This window comes from Spirillospora sp. NPDC127506 (genome assembly GCF_040302145.1).
GTDB lineage: Bacteria > Actinomycetota > Actinomycetes > Streptosporangiales > Streptosporangiaceae > Spirillospora.
The window spans coordinates 155,377-170,014 of sequence record NZ_JBEORG010000010.1; the positions used below are offsets into that span (position 1 = coordinate 155,377).

The window sequence follows — 14,638 nt, forward strand, 5'->3', positions numbered from 1 at the left end:
CACGCTCTCACACCGCGGCCTTCTCCGGCTCCGGTGCGGCGGCGTCCGCGGCGGCGGCGGGCGCGCGCCCCGGCATCCACTTCAGGACGACCAGCGCGCCGAGCAGGGCGACGACGGCGGCGGCGACCGACGCGGTGTGCATGGCGTGCACGAACGCGGCGTCGGCGTGGCCGGCCAGCTGCCGTCCCGCGGCGCCGAACTGGGCCGCCACGGCGTGCGCGCCCTCGATGGAGTCGCCCGCGGCGTCCCGCGCGCCGGGGGGCAGCGCGGCGAGGTCGCCGTCCAGGTCGCGGCGGTAGACGGACGCGACGACGGAGCCGAGCACGGCGACGCCCAGCGCGACGGCGACCTGACGGGCGGTGTTGTTGATGGCCGAGCCCGCGCCGGCCTTCTCGCGCGGCAGCGCCGACATGACCGACTCGGTGGCGGGCGGCATGACGTTCGCCATCCCGGTGCCCTGCACGAAGAAGATCGCGCCGAGGATCCACATGGGGGTGTCGGTGCCGACGAACTGGTAGCTCGCGAGCGCGGCGGCGACCAGCAGCAGGCCCGCGGTGCAGACGGCCTTGGCGCCGAAGCGGCGCACCATCTCGGCGCTGCGCGGCGCGAACGCGAGCTGGGCGATCGCGAACGGGAGCACCATCGCGCCGGACTGCAGCGGGGTCAGCCCGCGCACCGACTGCATGTAGAAGTTGGCGAAGAAGAACACGCCGCTCGCGGCGAAGAAGCACAGCGCGATCGACGCGACGGCGGCCGACATCCGCGCGTCCCGGAACAGCCGGACGTCGAAGGCCGGGGACGGGGAGCGGGCCTCGTGCGCGACGAACAGGGCGATGACGGCGGCGCCGGCGAGGATCGGGCCGAGCACGGGGAGGGTCAGCCAGTCGCCCTTCTCGCCGCCCTGGATGATCCCGTACGACAGGACGACGAGGCCGATGACCGACAGGACGACGCCGAGGGGGTCGAGCCGTCCGGGCTCGGGGTTGCGCGACTCGGGCACGAGGAACGCCATCAGCGCGATGCCGACCGCGACGACCGGGACGTTGACGAGGAAGACCGAGCCCCACCAGAAGTGGGCGAGCAGCAGGCCGCCGGTGAGCGGGCCGATCGCGACGGCGAGGCCGACCGCGCCGGCCCAGATGCCGATGGCGCGGGCGCGCTCGCGCGGCTCGAAGACGTTGGTGATGATCGACAGCGTCTGCGGCATGACCGCGGCGCCGCCGAGGCCCATCAGGGCGCGCGCGTAGATGAGCTGCTCGGGCGACTGCGCGTACGCCGACAGCAGCGAGGCCAGCGCGAACACCGCCATACCGCCGATCAGCACGCGCTTGCGCCCGATCCGGTCGCCGATCACGCCGAAGGTGAACAGCAGGCCGGCGAAGACGAGCGTGTAGGAGTTGATCGACCATTCGAGCTGGCTCTGCGTCGCGCCGAGACCCTTCTCCGGGTCGGCGATGGTCTTGAGCGCGACGTTGAGGATGGTGTTGTCGAGCACCACCACCAGCAGGCTCATGGTCAGCACGCCGAGGATGTACCACCGGCGGCGCTGGATCGTCTGGGAGTCCATGCCGATACGCAACCGTATCGTTTCGGAATCTGTTCCCGGCCCGTCCGGATCAGGGAATCCGCGGGGGTACCCGAATCGTTTTCGAAGTGGCACGATCTGTTCTGTCTGGGTACGCCACCGTGGCGCCTCAAGACCGGAGGTTCTCGCATGTCTTCTTCTGTCGCACCCCCAGCCCAGCCGACCGCGCTGTACGGCGGCAAGGGCGGCCGGAGGGTGACCGTACGCGACATCGCCGCCGCCAAGGAGCGGCACGAGAAGTGGCCGATGCTCACCGCGTACGACGCGCTCACCGCGCGCATCTTCGACGAGGCCGGCATCCCCGTGCTGCTCGTCGGCGACTCCGCCGCGATGGTGGTCTACGGCTACGACTCCACGATCCCCGTCACCGTGGACGACCTGATCCCGCTGACCGCGGCCGTCGTCCGCGGCTCCAAGCGCGCCATGGTCGTCGCCGACCTGCCGTTCGGCTCGTACCAGACGGGCGTCAAGGAGGCGCTGACGGCCGCCACCCGGTTCCTCAAGGAGACCGGCGCGCACGCGGTCAAGCTGGAGGGCGGCCGGCGGGTCATCCCGCAGGTCGAGGCGATGGTCGCCGCCGGCATCCCGGTCATGGCGCACCTCGGGCTCACCCCGCAGTCGGTGAACGTCTTCGGCGGGTACCGGGTGCAGGGCCGCGGCCAGGACGGCGACGAGCTGATGGCGGACGCCAAGGCGCTGGAGGCCGCGGGCGCGTTCTCCCTCGTCCTCGAATGCGTCCCCGAGGACCTCGCCGCCCGGGTCACCTCGTCGCTGTCGATCCCGACGATCGGCATCGGCGGCGGCAACCGGACCGACGCGCAGGTCCTCGTCTGGCAGGACATGGCGGGCCTCACCCCGCACACCGCGAAGTTCGTCAAGAAGTTCGCCGACATGAACACGCTGCTCGGCGACGCCGCGCGCACCTTCGCCGAGGAGGTCGTCAGCGGCGCCTACCCGGGGCCCGAGCACTCCTACCGCTGAACCGCCGCACCGGACCCGGCCGCGCCCGCCCGCTCGCGGGGGCGGCCGGGTCCGCGCACGTCACCGCTCGGACGCGGCCGAGGCGCCCTTCCCGCCGCCGCCCTCCCCGCCGCCGGCCTCACTGCCGCCGCCCTCACCGCCGCCGTCCTCCGGCTCGCCGCGCAGCCGCGGCGACGACCGCACCACGATCAGCCGGTCGCCGGGTTCGATGATCGTGCACTCCGGGTGGTCGAAGGGCAGCGTCCGGCCGTCCCGCACGACCGCGAGCGCCGGCTGGCGCACCGCGCCGAGCGGCCCGCCGACCTCGTCCGGGCGCGCCTCCCGCGCCACCAGGTCGAGGCCGCTGCCCTGGTCGAGGAGGTCCTCGATGACCTGGCTGACGCTCGGCTGGCTGCTGGACATGCCGAGCAGCCGCCCCGCCGCCTCCGACGAGGTCACCACGCGGTCGGCGCCCGACTGGCGCAGCAGCGGGACGTTCTCCGACTCGCGCACCGACGCCTGGATGCCGGCGCGCGGGTTCAGCTGCCGCGCCGTCAGCGTGATCAGCACCGCGGTGTCGTCGCGCGCGCTCGCCACGACGATCTCGCGGGCCCGCTGCACCGCGGCCTGCCGCAGCACCGAGCTGCGCGTCGCGTCCCCGACGATGCTCACGAACCCCGCCTCCGCGGCCTCGGCCACCACGCGGGGGTCGGGGTCCACGACGACGATGGAACCGCGGTCGACGCCGGTGTTCAGCAGGGTCTTGATGGCGCTGCGGCCCTTCGTGCCGTAGCCGGCCACCACGATGTGGTCGCGCACGCGTGCCCTCCAGCGTGACTTGCGCCAGTCCTCGCGGGTGCGTTCCGCCAGGACCTCCAGGGTCGTGCCCACGAGGACGATGAGGAACAGCACCCGCACGGGGGTGATGAAGACGATGTTGACGAACCGCGCCGCGTCCCCGACCGGGGTGATGTCGCCGTACCCGGTGGTGGAGACCGTCACGGTCGCGTAGTAGAAGGCGTCCAGCAGCGACAGCCGCCCGCCGCCGCCGGTGTCGCGGTAGCCGTCGCGGTCGGCGTACACGACCGCCACCACGGCGAACAGGAGCAGCAGCGCGATACCGACGCGCTTGGCGACCGCGCGCAGCGGCCCCGTGGTGGACGAGGGCAGCAGCACGAACGGGCGCCGCGCCGCCTCCGGATCGTTCGAGCTCGGCACCGCACCGAGCTTAACCGTCCCCGGCCCGGCGGGCGGCGCGGGCGGCTGATTCGGCGCCGGCGGTCGGACGCCGCAGGTCGGACGCCGCCGGTCAGACGTCGGTGATACGCAGCCCGGCGTGGGCCTTGTAGCGGCGGTTGATGGAGATGAGGTTCGCGGTGAACGCCTCGATCTGGCGGGCGTTGTGCAGCCGGCCGCCGTAGACGCCGCGCATGCCGGGGATGCGGCCCGCGAGCGCCTGGACGAGGTCGGTGGCCTCGCGGTCGTCGCCGAGGACCAGGACGTCCAGTTCCATCTCGTCCACGCCGGGGTCGAGCAGCAGCTTGGCGGAGACGTGGTGGAACGCGGCCACGACGCGGCTCTGCGGCAGCACGGCGGCGGCCTGCTCGGCGGCGCTGCCCTCCTCGACCGGCAGCGCGAACGCGCCCTTGCCCTTCTCGAAGCCGAGCGGGTTCACGCAGTCCACGACGATCTTGCCGGTCAGCTCGGCGCGCAGCGACTCCAGCGTGGCCTTGTGGCCGTCCCACGGAACCGCGACGATCACCACGTCCGACTCCCCGGCCGCCACCGCGTTCTCGGCGCCGGAGACGGGAAGGTCCGCGCCCTGCCCGCCGGACAGCTCGTCGGCGGCGGCCTGGGCGCGCTCGGCGCGGCGCGACCCGATCGTCACCCGGTGCCCGGCCAGCGCGAACCGCCGTGCGAGCCCCTTGCCCTGGTCGCCGGTGCCGCCGAGGATGCCGATCGACAGGCCGCTCGGGTCGGGGAGGTCGTACGGGGTCTTCTGCTGCTGCTCAGTCATGCCGCCGAGTCTGCCAAACCCGCCTCCGGCGGCCGCGCGCCGGGCTCCCTCATCACCGGAAACAGACTGATCGGGACGCGCGGTGCGGCACCATTGTGGCCGTGGACGCCGAGCAGATCACCATGTTGCGCGAGGTCCTGTCGGCGACGGGCTGGCTGGAGCGGACCCAGGAGTTCGGCCGCGCGCTGCGGGTCACCTCCCGGACCCCGGGCGGGCTGCTGCTGGTCGGCACGCCCGGCGGCGACCCGTGGCACCTGGCGGCGCACCTGGACGACGAGAGCCGGCTCGGCGGCGTCCCCGGCCTCGCGCCGACGCTGGTGCGCTGGACGCCGCCCGCGGACGCGCCCGCCCACCTGCGCGTGGGGCTGGAGCGGCTGGAGGCGGCGCGGCGCGGCGAGACGCTGTTCGTCGTCGCCGAGGAGGACGCGCCCGTCCCGCTCCTGGAGCGGGTGGACGACGCGCGCCGCACGGGGGCGACCGTCCTCGCGCTGGAGGGCGGCGACAAGGAGCTGCGCGGCCTCGCCCACGAGGCGCTGACCGTCCCGCCGGACGAGGCGCTCATCTCGTTCGACGGCGCCCAGCACCTCGTCAGCGCGGCGGCCGGGCAGGAGCCCGCGCGATCGCCGCGCGGGCTCCGGCACCGCCTCGCCAGGCTCCTCGACGCGGTGTCCGGCCCCGTCGTCGACTGAGGGGCGTCCCCGGGGGGTCAGTCCTCGTTCTCGCGGCGCCACGCCTCGTTGCGCTCGCGGGCCAGCGCGAGCGCGTTCGCGGCCTCGCTCTCGGACGCGTACGGGCCCATCCGGTCCTTGCCGGGGCAGCCGGGCCCGTGCTCGGGCTTCATGTGCTTCAGGCAGAACCACCAGTCGCCGTCGTCACCGGCCATCGGCACTCCTCTCGATCGCGCTCGCGGGGGATTCGTTGCCCCGATCGCGCTTACTACACTGCATCACTATGACGACCCAGCTGCTCCGGCCCGGACGCGTTTCCCCGATGCGCAAGGTCCCGTCGAGCATCCCGCGCCCGGAGTACGTGGGGAAGAAGCGGCCGAAGACCGGCGAGCCCGACGTCAAGACCCCCGAGATCATCGAGAAGATGCGGGTGGCGGGGAAGATCGCCGCGCAGGCGCTCCAGGAGGTGGGCCGGCACGTCCGGCCGGGCATCACCACCGACGAGCTCGACCGCATCGGGCACGAGTTCATGCTCGACCACGGCGCCTACCCGTCCACGCTCGGGTACCGCGGGTTCCCCAAGTCGCTGTGCACCTCGATCAACGAGGTGATCTGCCACGGCATCCCGGACGACACGGTCCTGCGCGACGGCGACATCATCAACATCGACATCACCGCGTACATCGACGGCGTGCACGGCGACACCGACGCGACGTTCCTGTGCGGCGACGTCGACGAGGAGTCGCGGCTGCTGGTGGAGCGCACCCGCGAGGCGGCCATGCGCGGCATCCGCGCGGTCAAGCCGGGGCGCGCGCTGAACGTGATCGGCCGGGTCATCGAGTCCTACGCCAAGCGGTTCGGGTACGGGGTCGTCCGCGACTTCACCGGGCACGGCATCGGCACGACGTTCCACTCCGGGCTGGTCGTCCCGCACTACGACGACCCGCACGCGACGACGATCATCGAGCCGGGCATGACGTTCACGGTCGAGCCGATGCTGACGCTCGGCACCCACGAGTACGACATGTGGCCGGACGGCTGGACGGTCGTCACCAAGGACCGCAAGCGCACCGCGCAGTTCGAGCACACGCTGCTGGTGACCGAGGACGGCCACGAAATCCTCACCCTGCCGTGACATCCCTGTTGATCTAGGGTCTGATTCGTCCCCCCTCCGGCCGGGAGAGTCTCTGGAGATGAACGCCCCAGCGCCGTACGAGCCGCGCGTTCCGTCCGACAGCATGCCGCCGGGGCGCGCCGCGCTGAGCGTGACGTGGGCGGCGCTGCCGTTCCTGACCCTCGGCTACGCCACGCCGTTCACGTTCGCGGCGGCGGCGCTGTGGCGGCGCAGCCTGCATCTGATGGTGTCCACGGCCGCGTACCTCGGGGTCTTCGCGGCGGCGATGTTCCTCCTCCCCGACATCGGCAAGGACGAGGGCACCGAGCGCACGGTCGGGGTGCTGCTGTTCGTCCTCGCCGTGGTGGGGTGCGGGCACGCGTTCCTGATCCGGCGCCGGGTGTTCGACCCGCACGGGCTGTCGTCGGTCGACAACGAGGCCGTGGTCGAGCGGGTCAAGCGGCGCCGGCTGCTGCGGGAGAAGGCGCGGGAGCTGGCCGCGGCCGATCCCGGCCTCGCCAAGGAGCTGCGGATCGGACGTCCCGACCTGCCCCGCCAGTACAACGACGGCGGGCTCGTCGACGTCAACCACGCCCCGGCGGAGGCGCTGACGCTGCTGCCCGGCATCACCCCGGAGCTGGCGGAGAAGATCGAGCGGGTGCGCGCGGAGACGGGCGGCTTCATGTCCGCCGAGGAGCTGTCCGCCGTCGCCGGGCTGCCGCCGTCCCTCACGAGCGACGTCGCCGACTACGCCGTCTTCATCCGCTGATCTCGGGTATGCCCCCCGCGTGGCCCCCAAGAAGCGCAAGGGCGGCGGCGACCGGCTGGCCGAGTACCGGGAGAGGCGCGACCCGGGCAGGACGCCGGAGCCCGTCCCCGACGAGAAGGCCCTCCCGCAGGGGAACGACGACACGTTCGTCGTTCAGGAGCACCACGCGACCAGCCTGCACTGGGACCTGCGGCTCGAACGCGACGGGGTGCTCGTGTCGTGGGCCGTCCCGAAGGGGCTGCCGTGGAGCCCGGAGACGAACCACCTCGCCGTCCGCACCGAGGACCATCCGCTGGAGTACGCCGCGTTCGAGGGGGAGATCCCGCGCGGCGAGTACGGCGCCGGGCGGATGACCGTCTGGGACCGCGGGACGTACGAGACCGAGAAGTGGTCCGAGCGCGAGGTGAAGATCGTCGTCCACGGCTCGCGGGTCTCCGGCCGGTACGTGCTGTTCCGGACGCGCGGCAGGAACTGGATGATCCACCGGATGGACCCGCCGGCCGACCCGGACGCCGAGCCGCTGCCGGAGTCGGTGCTCCCGATGGCGGCGGTGGAGAGGGCCAGGCTGCCCCGCGACCAGGACGCCTGGGGCTTCGAGTTCGCCTGGGGCGGCCGGCGGATGCCCGCCTACGTCGAGGGCGGCCGGACCCGGTTCACCGACGCCCGGGGCCGCGCCGTGGACGGCCCCGCCGGGCTCGGCTCCCGGCTCGGTGCCGCGCTGGGCGCCCGGCGCACCGTGCTCGACGGTGAGCTGGCCGTCCTGGACGGCCGCGAGACCTACATGATCTACGATGTGCTGCACCTGGACGGGCATCCGCTGCTGGACGTCCCGTACCGGGAGCGGCGGGAGCGGCTCGACGACCTCGGGCTGTCGGGGCCGTCGTGGCAGACGGCGCCCTGGTTCCCCGGCGACGGCGACGCCGTGCGGGACGCGGCCCGCGCCCAGGGGCTGCCGGGCGTCCTCGCCAAGCGCCTGGACTCCCCGTACGAGCCGGGCGAGGAGTCCGGCGCCTGGCGCTTCGTCCCGTCCTAGTACGCCACGGTGATCCTGCGCTGGACGGCGTTGCCCTTCTCCAGCTCGTCCACCAGGGCGACGGCGTAGTCCTCGGCGCTGATGGTGCTGTTGCCCTCGCCGTCGGTGAGCAACTGGTCGCCGCCGAGCCGGAAGACGCCGGTGCGCTCCCCCGGCTGGATGACCGCGGCGGGCGAGATGAAGGTCCAGTCCAGGTCGCCGGCCTCGGCCCGGATGACGCCGAGCTGCTCGGCCGCCGCGAGCGCCTCGTTCTTGTAGATCTCCGGGAACTCGGGGGTGTCCACCAGCCGGACGCCGGGCGCGACCTCCAGGCTCCCCGCACCGCCCACGACGATCAGGCGCCGGACGCCGGCCTCGCGCAGCCCGTCGAGGACCCCGCGCGTGATGGCGAGCAGCGGCCCGGTCGTCTCCGACCCGTCGCGGGGCGGCGGGACCGACAGCACGGCGGCGTCGTGCCCGGCGGCCAGCGCGGCGACCGCCGCGGCGTCGCTCGCCTCGGCCCGGGCCGTCCCCTCGGCGCCGCTGCGGGTGACGCCGGTGACCTCGTGGCCGCGGCGGCGCGCCTCGGCCGCGATCCGGCTCCCGATCATCCCCGTCGCACCGATCAGCAGGATCTTCATATGACCTCCTCAGACCTCATCGGACATCGTCGGACATGGACAGTATCCACGAGATACTGGTTACTTCAACGTGCGCTTGATACCCTCTGGAAACTATGAAGGGCGACGCCTTCGATCCGAACTGCCCGACCCGGCTGATCCTCGACCGCATCGGCGACAAGTGGTCGGTGCTCGTCGTGCTGAGCCTGACCGACGGGCCCCGCCGGTTCACCCAGCTGCGCGACATGATCGGCGGGGTCACCCCCAAGGTCCTCACGCAGACGCTCCGCACGATGGAGCGCGACGGGCTCCTCGTCCGGACGGTCTACGCCGAGGTGCCGCCCCGCGTCGAGTACGCCCTCACCCCGCTCGGCCTGTCGCTGCGCAAGCCGATCAAGGCCGTCGCCGACTGGGCGGAGGCGAACGTCGGGGCCGTCATCACCGCGCGCGAGGCGCACGGCTGACACCCCGGAACCGGGCCGCCGTTCCCCGCATCAAAAGGACGTAGCACCCGCTTCGGCGCGTCGCCGCAGAAACCGATCAGGCACGGGTTAGAGTCCCGCCCTGAATACGGGCGGCGGACGCTCTGAAAGGCGGGGGAACGGCACATGATGGGCAAGACGCACGCCCTGAGCGGCGCGCTGGCGTGGCTGGCCGCCGTCCCGGTGCTGGGTTACGAGCCGCTGCTCGGCGACCACGCGGTGGCCCTGTCGGTCGAGCAGGTCGCCGCGGGCGCCGTGGTGTGCGCGGGCGCGGCGATCCTGCCGGACGTCGACCACCACAACGGCCGCATCGCCAACACGTTCGGCCCGATCACCCACCACATGTGCAAGTGGATCGGGAAGCTCTCCGGCGGGCACCGGCAGGCGACCCACTCGATCCTGTTCGCGGTCGCCATCGGCTGGGCGATGGACTTCCTCGCCACCCACTACGTCTACGCCTGGTGGGCCTGCCTCTTCATGATCGTCGGCCTCGGGCTGCGCGGCATCGGCCTCGACTTCGAGGGCCGCGAGCCCCAGTCGGCGCTCGCGGACTGCGCGCTCGCCCTCGTCGCCGTCTGGCTCATGCACAAGATCGATATGAGCTTCGTCGGGTTCGCGGTCACGCTCGGCTGCCTGGCGCACGTCGCCGGCGACTGCCTGACCCCGCGCGGCTGCCCGGTGTTCTGGCCGCTGCCCTGGCGGGTCGACGTCCCGGTCATCCCGAAGACGGACGGCAAGGTGGAGCGCTGGGTGGTGATGCCCGTCCTCACCCTCGGCATCGCGGTCCTCGCCGTACGCTCCGCCCTCGGCGACGCCACCGCCCAGTGGCTGACCCGGAACTGATCATTCGAGCAGGTCGGAGAACCGGTCGCAGCGCATCGTGTGCGCCTCCCCCTCCCCGGACCAGGACGAGACCTGGACGGTGGACACGCCGGGCATGGCCTCCGCGGTGCAGACCAGCTGCGCCAGCTCCGTGCGGGACCACCCGCGTCCCAGTACGACCCGGCCGCCGGCGAACCGGAGACCCGGTACCGCCAGGGCGATGGTTCTCAGCCGCCCGAGCCGCCGCGTCTCCGCCGCGATGAGCCGCGCGGCGCCGCCGTCCGGCCGGTCGGCCTCCTCCTCGGCCAGCACACCGGTCATCGCGATCATCGAGGTGAGCGGGGTGCGCAGCTCATGCGAGACATCGGCGACGAACCGGCGCGAGGCGGCCTCCATCGCGCGCAGCTCGGTGACCGTCCGCTCCAGGACCGCCGCGGTGCGGTTGAACGTGCGGGCGAGGTCGGCCGGCTCGTCCCGGCCGCGCACCCGGACCCGGGTGCCGAGCTCGCCCGCGCCGAGGGCGCCGGCGGCCGCGGCGAGGCGGCGCACCGGCCGCAGCACACCGCGGGTGGTCAGCAGGGCGAGCAGCAGCGCCGCCGCCAGCGCGAGCGCGTCGGCGACCAGCAGCACCCGGGTGGACGGTGCGGTCGGTGCGGGTCTGGTCGGCGCGGCGCAGCACGGCGCGGATGCGGGCGTCCAGCACGCGGGGCTCGACGGGCTTCACGGCGTAGTCGTCGGCGCCCGCCTCCAGGCCGAGGACGATGTCGAGGTCGTCGCCGCGCGCGGTGAGCAGGATCACCGGCAGCGAGTCCTCGCGGCGGATGCGGCGGCACACCGGCGCCGCGGTCCTCCTCCGCGCGGGCGCGCGGACGGCGCTCGGGGCGGCGGCGTCGTCCGTCCTCCTCCTGGCGGGGACCGGGCTCTGGGTGACCGCCTATGCGGGCGACCGGCTGCGCACCCACCTGTTCATCCGGTTCGACTTCCCCGAGATCATGTTCCTGACCTGGGACCGCACCGCACTGCACCTGCCGGAGGCCGCGCTCGCCGCGGCCGCTCTGCTCGGCGTGCTGCTGATCTTCTCCCGGGCGGGCCGGGCGCCGCTCGCCGCCGTCGCCCTGGCCGCGGTCAACCTGGCCGCGATGGTGTTCGCGATGGGGCCGTCCAACGGGCGCGTCCGGCCGGCGCCCCCGCTGCCCGGCCCGGCGGCCGGCGGGGTCGTCGCGGACGCTTCGCTCGGCTGGGTGGCCCGGACCAAGCTGATGTACCCCGTGTGGTGGACGCAGATCGGCCGGATCGACATCCGCGACGGCCGCCCGCCCGCACCGGGCGTGTGCACGGTCGTGGTGCCGGTACCGGACGGGACGTCTCCGGAGTCGTCGTGGCCCGCCCACCCGGCGGGCTGGCGGGTGCACGCGCGTCCCGGCTGGGCGGCCTGGCACGACCCGGGCTGCGGAACGGGCGGTAGCGGGTGACCCCCGGTCAGTAGCGCGTGACCAGGGCGATGCGGGCGTGGTCGACCAGGAAGCCGTCGGAGACGAAGGTGACCTCGCCGCCGTACTCCAGCGCCGTCTCGATGACGTCGTCGACGGCGTCGTCGACGACGTCCGCGCCCTTGAGGACGCCGGGCATGCCGTCCACCGGGACGAGCCCGCCGCGCGACTTCACCGCGGGCGCGTAGTAGCCGCGCTCCACGACCAGGTGCTCGCCGCGGCCCGCCTCGACCAGGGGCGCGACCTCGCACAGGCCGCCCGCGTACCGCTGGAGGCTGCGCGCGGCCTCCAGCTCGGCCAGCACGCCGACCTCGCGGAGGTCCTCGTAGGCGGCGAGCGCCGGGCGGGCCGCCTCGGCGAGCCGGCCGGCGGGGGCGCCCTCGAAGCTGCCGTCGACGCGGCCCGCCACGGTGATGTGCGGCCCGGCCACCTCGTCGAAGAACGCCTGGTGCCGGGTGACGCCGGCGACGAGCAGCGGTCTGCGGTCGCGGGCGAGGACGCGCTCGACGGCGGCCGCGGCGTCCCGCATGGCCTGCCGCTGCCGCTCGCCGTCGCCGCCCTGCGCGGCGCGCCGCGCCTGCCGCCCGGCGCCGGCCTCGTCGACCGGCTCCGGCGCCATCGGGAACCCGCCGCCGACGTACTGGGTCAGCTCGTCGCCGTGCCCGTCCCACAGCCGGGTCCGCTGGTCCGACAGCGACAGCAGCCAGTACCGGGGGGTGCGGGTGTAGGCGGCGACGAGGTCGCGGGTCGCGAACCCGGTGTCCACGACGACCCGCTCGTCCACGGGCTGGCCGATGGTGAACGCGTGGTGCTCGCCGTCCGGCGCGGCGAACAGCACCAGCCCGTCGGAGGCGTGCCGCAGGTCGATCTCCTGCGCGGCGCGCTCCAGGCCGCGGACGACCTGGTCGGCGGCGCCGGGCGCGACCCGCGTGTCGTCGTGCAGCCGGCGCCGCACCTCGGCCAGCAGGTTGCGCAGCCGGATCGGGTCCTGCCGGTTGTCCGGGACGGACCGGTGCGTCGGCATCAGCACCGACACCGCCGGGTAGCCGCGCGGTTTGCGCAGCTCGGACAGGGTAACGGCGTCCATGATCCCCCGATCGGTCAGCCTTGTTCCTTCTTGTCTCTTTTGTAGCTACTGGCAGGTAAACCAGGTGTAAGCGCGCCCTCAGCCGGGGGTGATGAAGGACGTCTCGTAGGCGAGGATCACGGCCTGGGTGCGGTCGCGCGCCTGCAGCTTGGCGAGGATGTTGCCGACGTGCGTCTTCACCGTCTGCGGGCTGACGAACAGGTCCTGCGCGATCTCGGCGTTCGAGCGGCCCTTGGCCATCAGCCGCAGCACGTCGCCCTCCCGCTCGGTGAGCTGCCCGTGCCAGCGCGCCCCGGCGCCGCCGGACGGGCCGTGCCGCGCGGCCAGCTCCCGGATCGCCGCCGGGAACAGCAGGCTGTCGCCGTGCGCGACCATCCGGATCGCCTGCAGGATCTCCTCCGGCCGCGCCCGCTTGAGCAGGAAGCCGTGCGCGCCCGCCTTGAGCGCGTCGTAGACGTACTCGTCGTTCTCGAAGGTCGTGACGACGATGATCCGCGGCGGGTCCGCCATGGTCCCGAGGATGCGGCGGGTCGCCTGGATCCCGTCGAGCCGCGGCATCCGCACGTCCATGAGGACCACGTCGGGGCGCAGCCGCCCCACCGCGCCGGGCACCTCGGCCCCGTCGGACGCCTCGCCGACCACGGCCAGGTCGTCCTCGGCGTCGATGATGGCGGCGAGCCCCGCCCGGATCAGCCGCTCGTCGTCGACCAGCAGAACCTTGACCGTCATGTCCCGGACCTCAGCGGCAGCGAGACGCGGAACCGCCAGGCGTCGCCGTCGGCCCCGGCGGTCATGTCGCCGCGCAGCACGGTGACGCGCTCGCGCACCCCGGCGAGGCCGCGGCCGCCGCCGTGCCCGGCGCCGTCGCCGCGGTGCGCGCCGAGCGGGTTGCTCATCTCCATCTCCAGTCTCTCCCCCGCGATGCCGAGCCGCAGCCGCACCGGGACCCTCCCGGCGTGCCGCAGCGCGTTCGTCAGCCCCTCCTGGACGATCCGGTACGCCTCCCGCGACACCGCCGCCGGCACCTGCTCCACTTCGAGCCCCACCTCCGCGTCGAGTTCCACGCCCGCGATGCGGGTCTGCTCCAGCAGGCGCCCGAGGTCCCGCAGCGTGGCCTGCGGGGCGGGGCGCGACGCGTCCTCCCGCAGCAGCCCCAGCACGTGGTCGAGGTCCTCCAGCGCGGCGCGGGCCGACTCCTCGATCGCGCCGAGCGCCTCGCGCGCGAACCCCGGGTCGCTGTCGAGGACCCGCCCGGCCGCCCCCGCCTGCAGCGTCACCACGCTGAGCGCGTGCCCCACCGAGTCGTGCAGCTCCCGCGCCAGCCGGTTGCGCTCGGCCAGCTTGACCGCCCTGGCCTCCGCGGCGGCGAGCCGCTCGGCGGCGGACGGGCCGAGGAACCGCGGCGCCAGCCGGGACAGCAGCGCGCCCGCGCCGACGATCACCGCGAGCAGCGCGGCCAGCGACGCGGCCCCGATCAGGGGCGCCGGCCACTGGTGCCAGGTGCCGTGCCACCCCCAGACCTCCAGGAACCGCTCGTCCCACGTCACCAGCGGCGCGAGGAGCATCACGAACGCGAGCGGCGGGACCGCGAGGCTGAGCCCGCTGACCACGACGCCCGCGCCGAGGTGCAGGGTGAACCACGCGGCGGCCCGGGTGCGGCTCTCCCACGAGTGCGCCGCGCCGGGGACGAGCGACTCGGCGGGGCCCTTGAGCAGCTCCGCGGCGAGCGAGCCCTCCAGCAGCCGGACCGTCGGGACGAGCCCGGTGACGAACACCGCCGCCCCCGGCAGCACGACCAGCATGAGCACGAGCAGCACGGCGCCGCCGACCGGCAGCAGCGGCGTGACGCCCATCGCCAGGAACCAGTACGGCATCAGCAGCGCGCCGCCCACCACGAGGTGGGCCCAGCGCTGCCAGGTCTTCCGCTCGATCAGCGGCCGGAGCACGCGAACCACACCACGATCCTGGCAGACGCCGCCCCGGAGGCCCTCCCCCGCGAGAGGGAGTGCGGT

Annotated in this window: 17 protein-coding genes and 1 pseudogene; 8 read left to right on the plus strand and 10 right to left on the minus strand. The window is 74.0% G+C overall.

Annotated features, from left to right (window positions below):
* Positions 1 to 7 precede the first annotated feature (7 nt).
* Entirely contained in the window at positions 8 to 1,567 is a 1,560-nt protein-coding gene (locus ABTW95_RS13225) for an MFS transporter (RefSeq protein WP_396450755.1), read from the minus strand.
* Positions 1,568 to 1,714: 147 nt separating this feature from the next.
* On the opposite strand from ABTW95_RS13225, the gene panB reads away from it, so the two are divergent.
* Entirely contained in the window at positions 1,715 to 2,566 is an 852-nt protein-coding gene (gene panB, locus ABTW95_RS13230) for a 3-methyl-2-oxobutanoate hydroxymethyltransferase (RefSeq protein WP_500226366.1), read from the plus strand.
* A 60-nt stretch (positions 2,567 to 2,626) separates the two neighbouring features.
* On the opposite strand, the gene ABTW95_RS13235 is transcribed toward panB, so the two are convergent.
* Both ABTW95_RS13235 and npdG read right to left on the minus strand, forming a co-directional pair.
* Entirely contained in the window at positions 2,627 to 3,763 is a 1,137-nt protein-coding gene (locus tag ABTW95_RS13235) for a potassium channel family protein (protein WP_500226367.1), read from the minus strand.
* Between the two features lie 91 nt (positions 3,764 to 3,854).
* Positions 3,855 to 4,562 carry an NADPH-dependent F420 reductase gene (npdG, locus tag ABTW95_RS13240; RefSeq protein ID WP_500226368.1) on the minus strand — a complete coding sequence of 236 codons (708 nt, stop codon included), beginning with the start codon at positions 4,560 to 4,562 and terminating at the stop codon, positions 3,855 to 3,857.
* A 122-nt stretch (positions 4,563 to 4,684) separates the two neighbouring features.
* Between npdG and ABTW95_RS13245 the strand changes: the two genes are divergently transcribed.
* Positions 4,685 to 5,251 carry a hypothetical protein gene (locus tag ABTW95_RS13245; protein ID WP_396450763.1) on the plus strand — a complete coding sequence of 189 codons (567 nt, stop codon included), beginning with the start codon at positions 4,685 to 4,687 and terminating at the stop codon, positions 5,249 to 5,251.
* A gap of 17 nt (positions 5,252 to 5,268) precedes the next feature.
* On the opposite strand, the gene ABTW95_RS13250 is transcribed toward ABTW95_RS13245, so the two are convergent.
* Complete coding sequence (locus ABTW95_RS13250) at positions 5,269 to 5,445, minus strand: hypothetical protein (protein ID WP_396450747.1); 177 nt, start codon at positions 5,443 to 5,445, stop codon at positions 5,269 to 5,271.
* Positions 5,446 to 5,513: 68 nt separating this feature from the next.
* Here ABTW95_RS13250 and map point away from each other — a divergent pair, with 68 nt between their 5' ends.
* The 3 genes from map to ABTW95_RS13265 are packed head-to-tail and all read left to right on the plus strand — an operon-like array spanning position 5,514 to position 8,146.
* Positions 5,514 to 6,365, plus strand: a complete 852-nt coding sequence (map, locus tag ABTW95_RS13255; RefSeq protein WP_396450745.1) for a type I methionyl aminopeptidase — start codon at positions 5,514 to 5,516, stop codon at positions 6,363 to 6,365.
* 58 nt (positions 6,366 to 6,423) lie between these two features.
* Positions 6,424 to 7,113, plus strand: a complete 690-nt coding sequence (locus tag ABTW95_RS13260) for a ComEA family DNA-binding protein (protein WP_396450744.1) — start codon at positions 6,424 to 6,426, stop codon at positions 7,111 to 7,113.
* A 19-nt stretch (positions 7,114 to 7,132) separates the two neighbouring features.
* On the plus strand, positions 7,133 to 8,146 hold the full coding sequence (locus ABTW95_RS13265; RefSeq protein WP_396450742.1) for a DNA polymerase ligase N-terminal domain-containing protein: 1,014 nt from the start codon (positions 7,133 to 7,135) through the stop codon (positions 8,144 to 8,146).
* On the opposite strand, the gene ABTW95_RS13270 is transcribed toward ABTW95_RS13265, so the two are convergent.
* Positions 8,143 to 8,766: an NAD(P)-dependent oxidoreductase gene (locus ABTW95_RS13270; protein WP_396454772.1), complete on the minus strand. Its 624-nt coding sequence runs from the start codon at positions 8,764 to 8,766 to the stop codon at positions 8,143 to 8,145. The genes ABTW95_RS13265 and ABTW95_RS13270 overlap by 4 nt on opposite strands.
* Before the next feature lie 95 nt (positions 8,767 to 8,861).
* Between ABTW95_RS13270 and ABTW95_RS13275 the strand changes: the two genes are divergently transcribed.
* Both ABTW95_RS13275 and ABTW95_RS13280 read left to right on the plus strand, forming a co-directional pair.
* Positions 8,862 to 9,209 carry a winged helix-turn-helix transcriptional regulator gene (locus ABTW95_RS13275; protein ID WP_396450738.1) on the plus strand — a complete coding sequence of 116 codons (348 nt, stop codon included), beginning with the start codon at positions 8,862 to 8,864 and terminating at the stop codon, positions 9,207 to 9,209.
* A gap of 144 nt (positions 9,210 to 9,353) precedes the next feature.
* Positions 9,354 to 10,070 (plus strand): metal-dependent hydrolase, encoded by a 717-nt coding sequence (locus ABTW95_RS13280; protein WP_396450736.1) that lies wholly within the window; start codon positions 9,354 to 9,356, stop codon positions 10,068 to 10,070.
* On the opposite strand, the gene ABTW95_RS13285 is transcribed toward ABTW95_RS13280, so the two are convergent.
* Entirely contained in the window at positions 10,071 to 10,679 is a 609-nt protein-coding gene (locus ABTW95_RS13285) for a HAMP domain-containing protein (protein ID WP_500226369.1), read from the minus strand.
* Between the two features lie 13 nt (positions 10,680 to 10,692).
* Positions 10,693 to 10,884 (minus strand): annotated as a pseudogene (locus ABTW95_RS13290) (response regulator); the annotation flags it as partial.
* Between ABTW95_RS13290 and ABTW95_RS13295 the strand changes: the two are divergent.
* The gene (locus ABTW95_RS13295) at positions 10,835 to 11,521 is read left to right on the plus strand and encodes a hypothetical protein (RefSeq protein ID WP_396450765.1); all 687 of its coding nucleotides are present in this window, start codon (positions 10,835 to 10,837) and stop codon (positions 11,519 to 11,521) included. The pseudogene ABTW95_RS13290 and the gene ABTW95_RS13295 sit on opposite strands and share 50 nt — an antisense overlap.
* Positions 11,522 to 11,528: 7 nt before the next feature.
* Here ABTW95_RS13295 and ABTW95_RS13300 read toward each other — a convergent pair whose 3' ends face one another.
* From ABTW95_RS13300 to ABTW95_RS13310, 3 genes are all read right to left on the minus strand, one after another.
* The gene (locus ABTW95_RS13300) at positions 11,529 to 12,626 is read right to left on the minus strand and encodes a baeRF3 domain-containing protein (protein ID WP_396450731.1); all 1,098 of its coding nucleotides are present in this window, start codon (positions 12,624 to 12,626) and stop codon (positions 11,529 to 11,531) included.
* 78 nt (positions 12,627 to 12,704) lie between these two features.
* The gene (locus ABTW95_RS13305) at positions 12,705 to 13,355 is read right to left on the minus strand and encodes a response regulator (protein WP_396450729.1); all 651 of its coding nucleotides are present in this window, start codon (positions 13,353 to 13,355) and stop codon (positions 12,705 to 12,707) included.
* Positions 13,352 to 14,581, minus strand: coding sequence for a sensor histidine kinase (locus tag ABTW95_RS13310; RefSeq protein ID WP_396450727.1), 1,230 nt, complete (start codon positions 14,579 to 14,581; stop codon positions 13,352 to 13,354). The genes ABTW95_RS13305 and ABTW95_RS13310 overlap by 4 nt, the downstream gene beginning before the upstream one ends.
* Between the last annotated feature and the right edge of the window lie 57 nt (positions 14,582 to 14,638).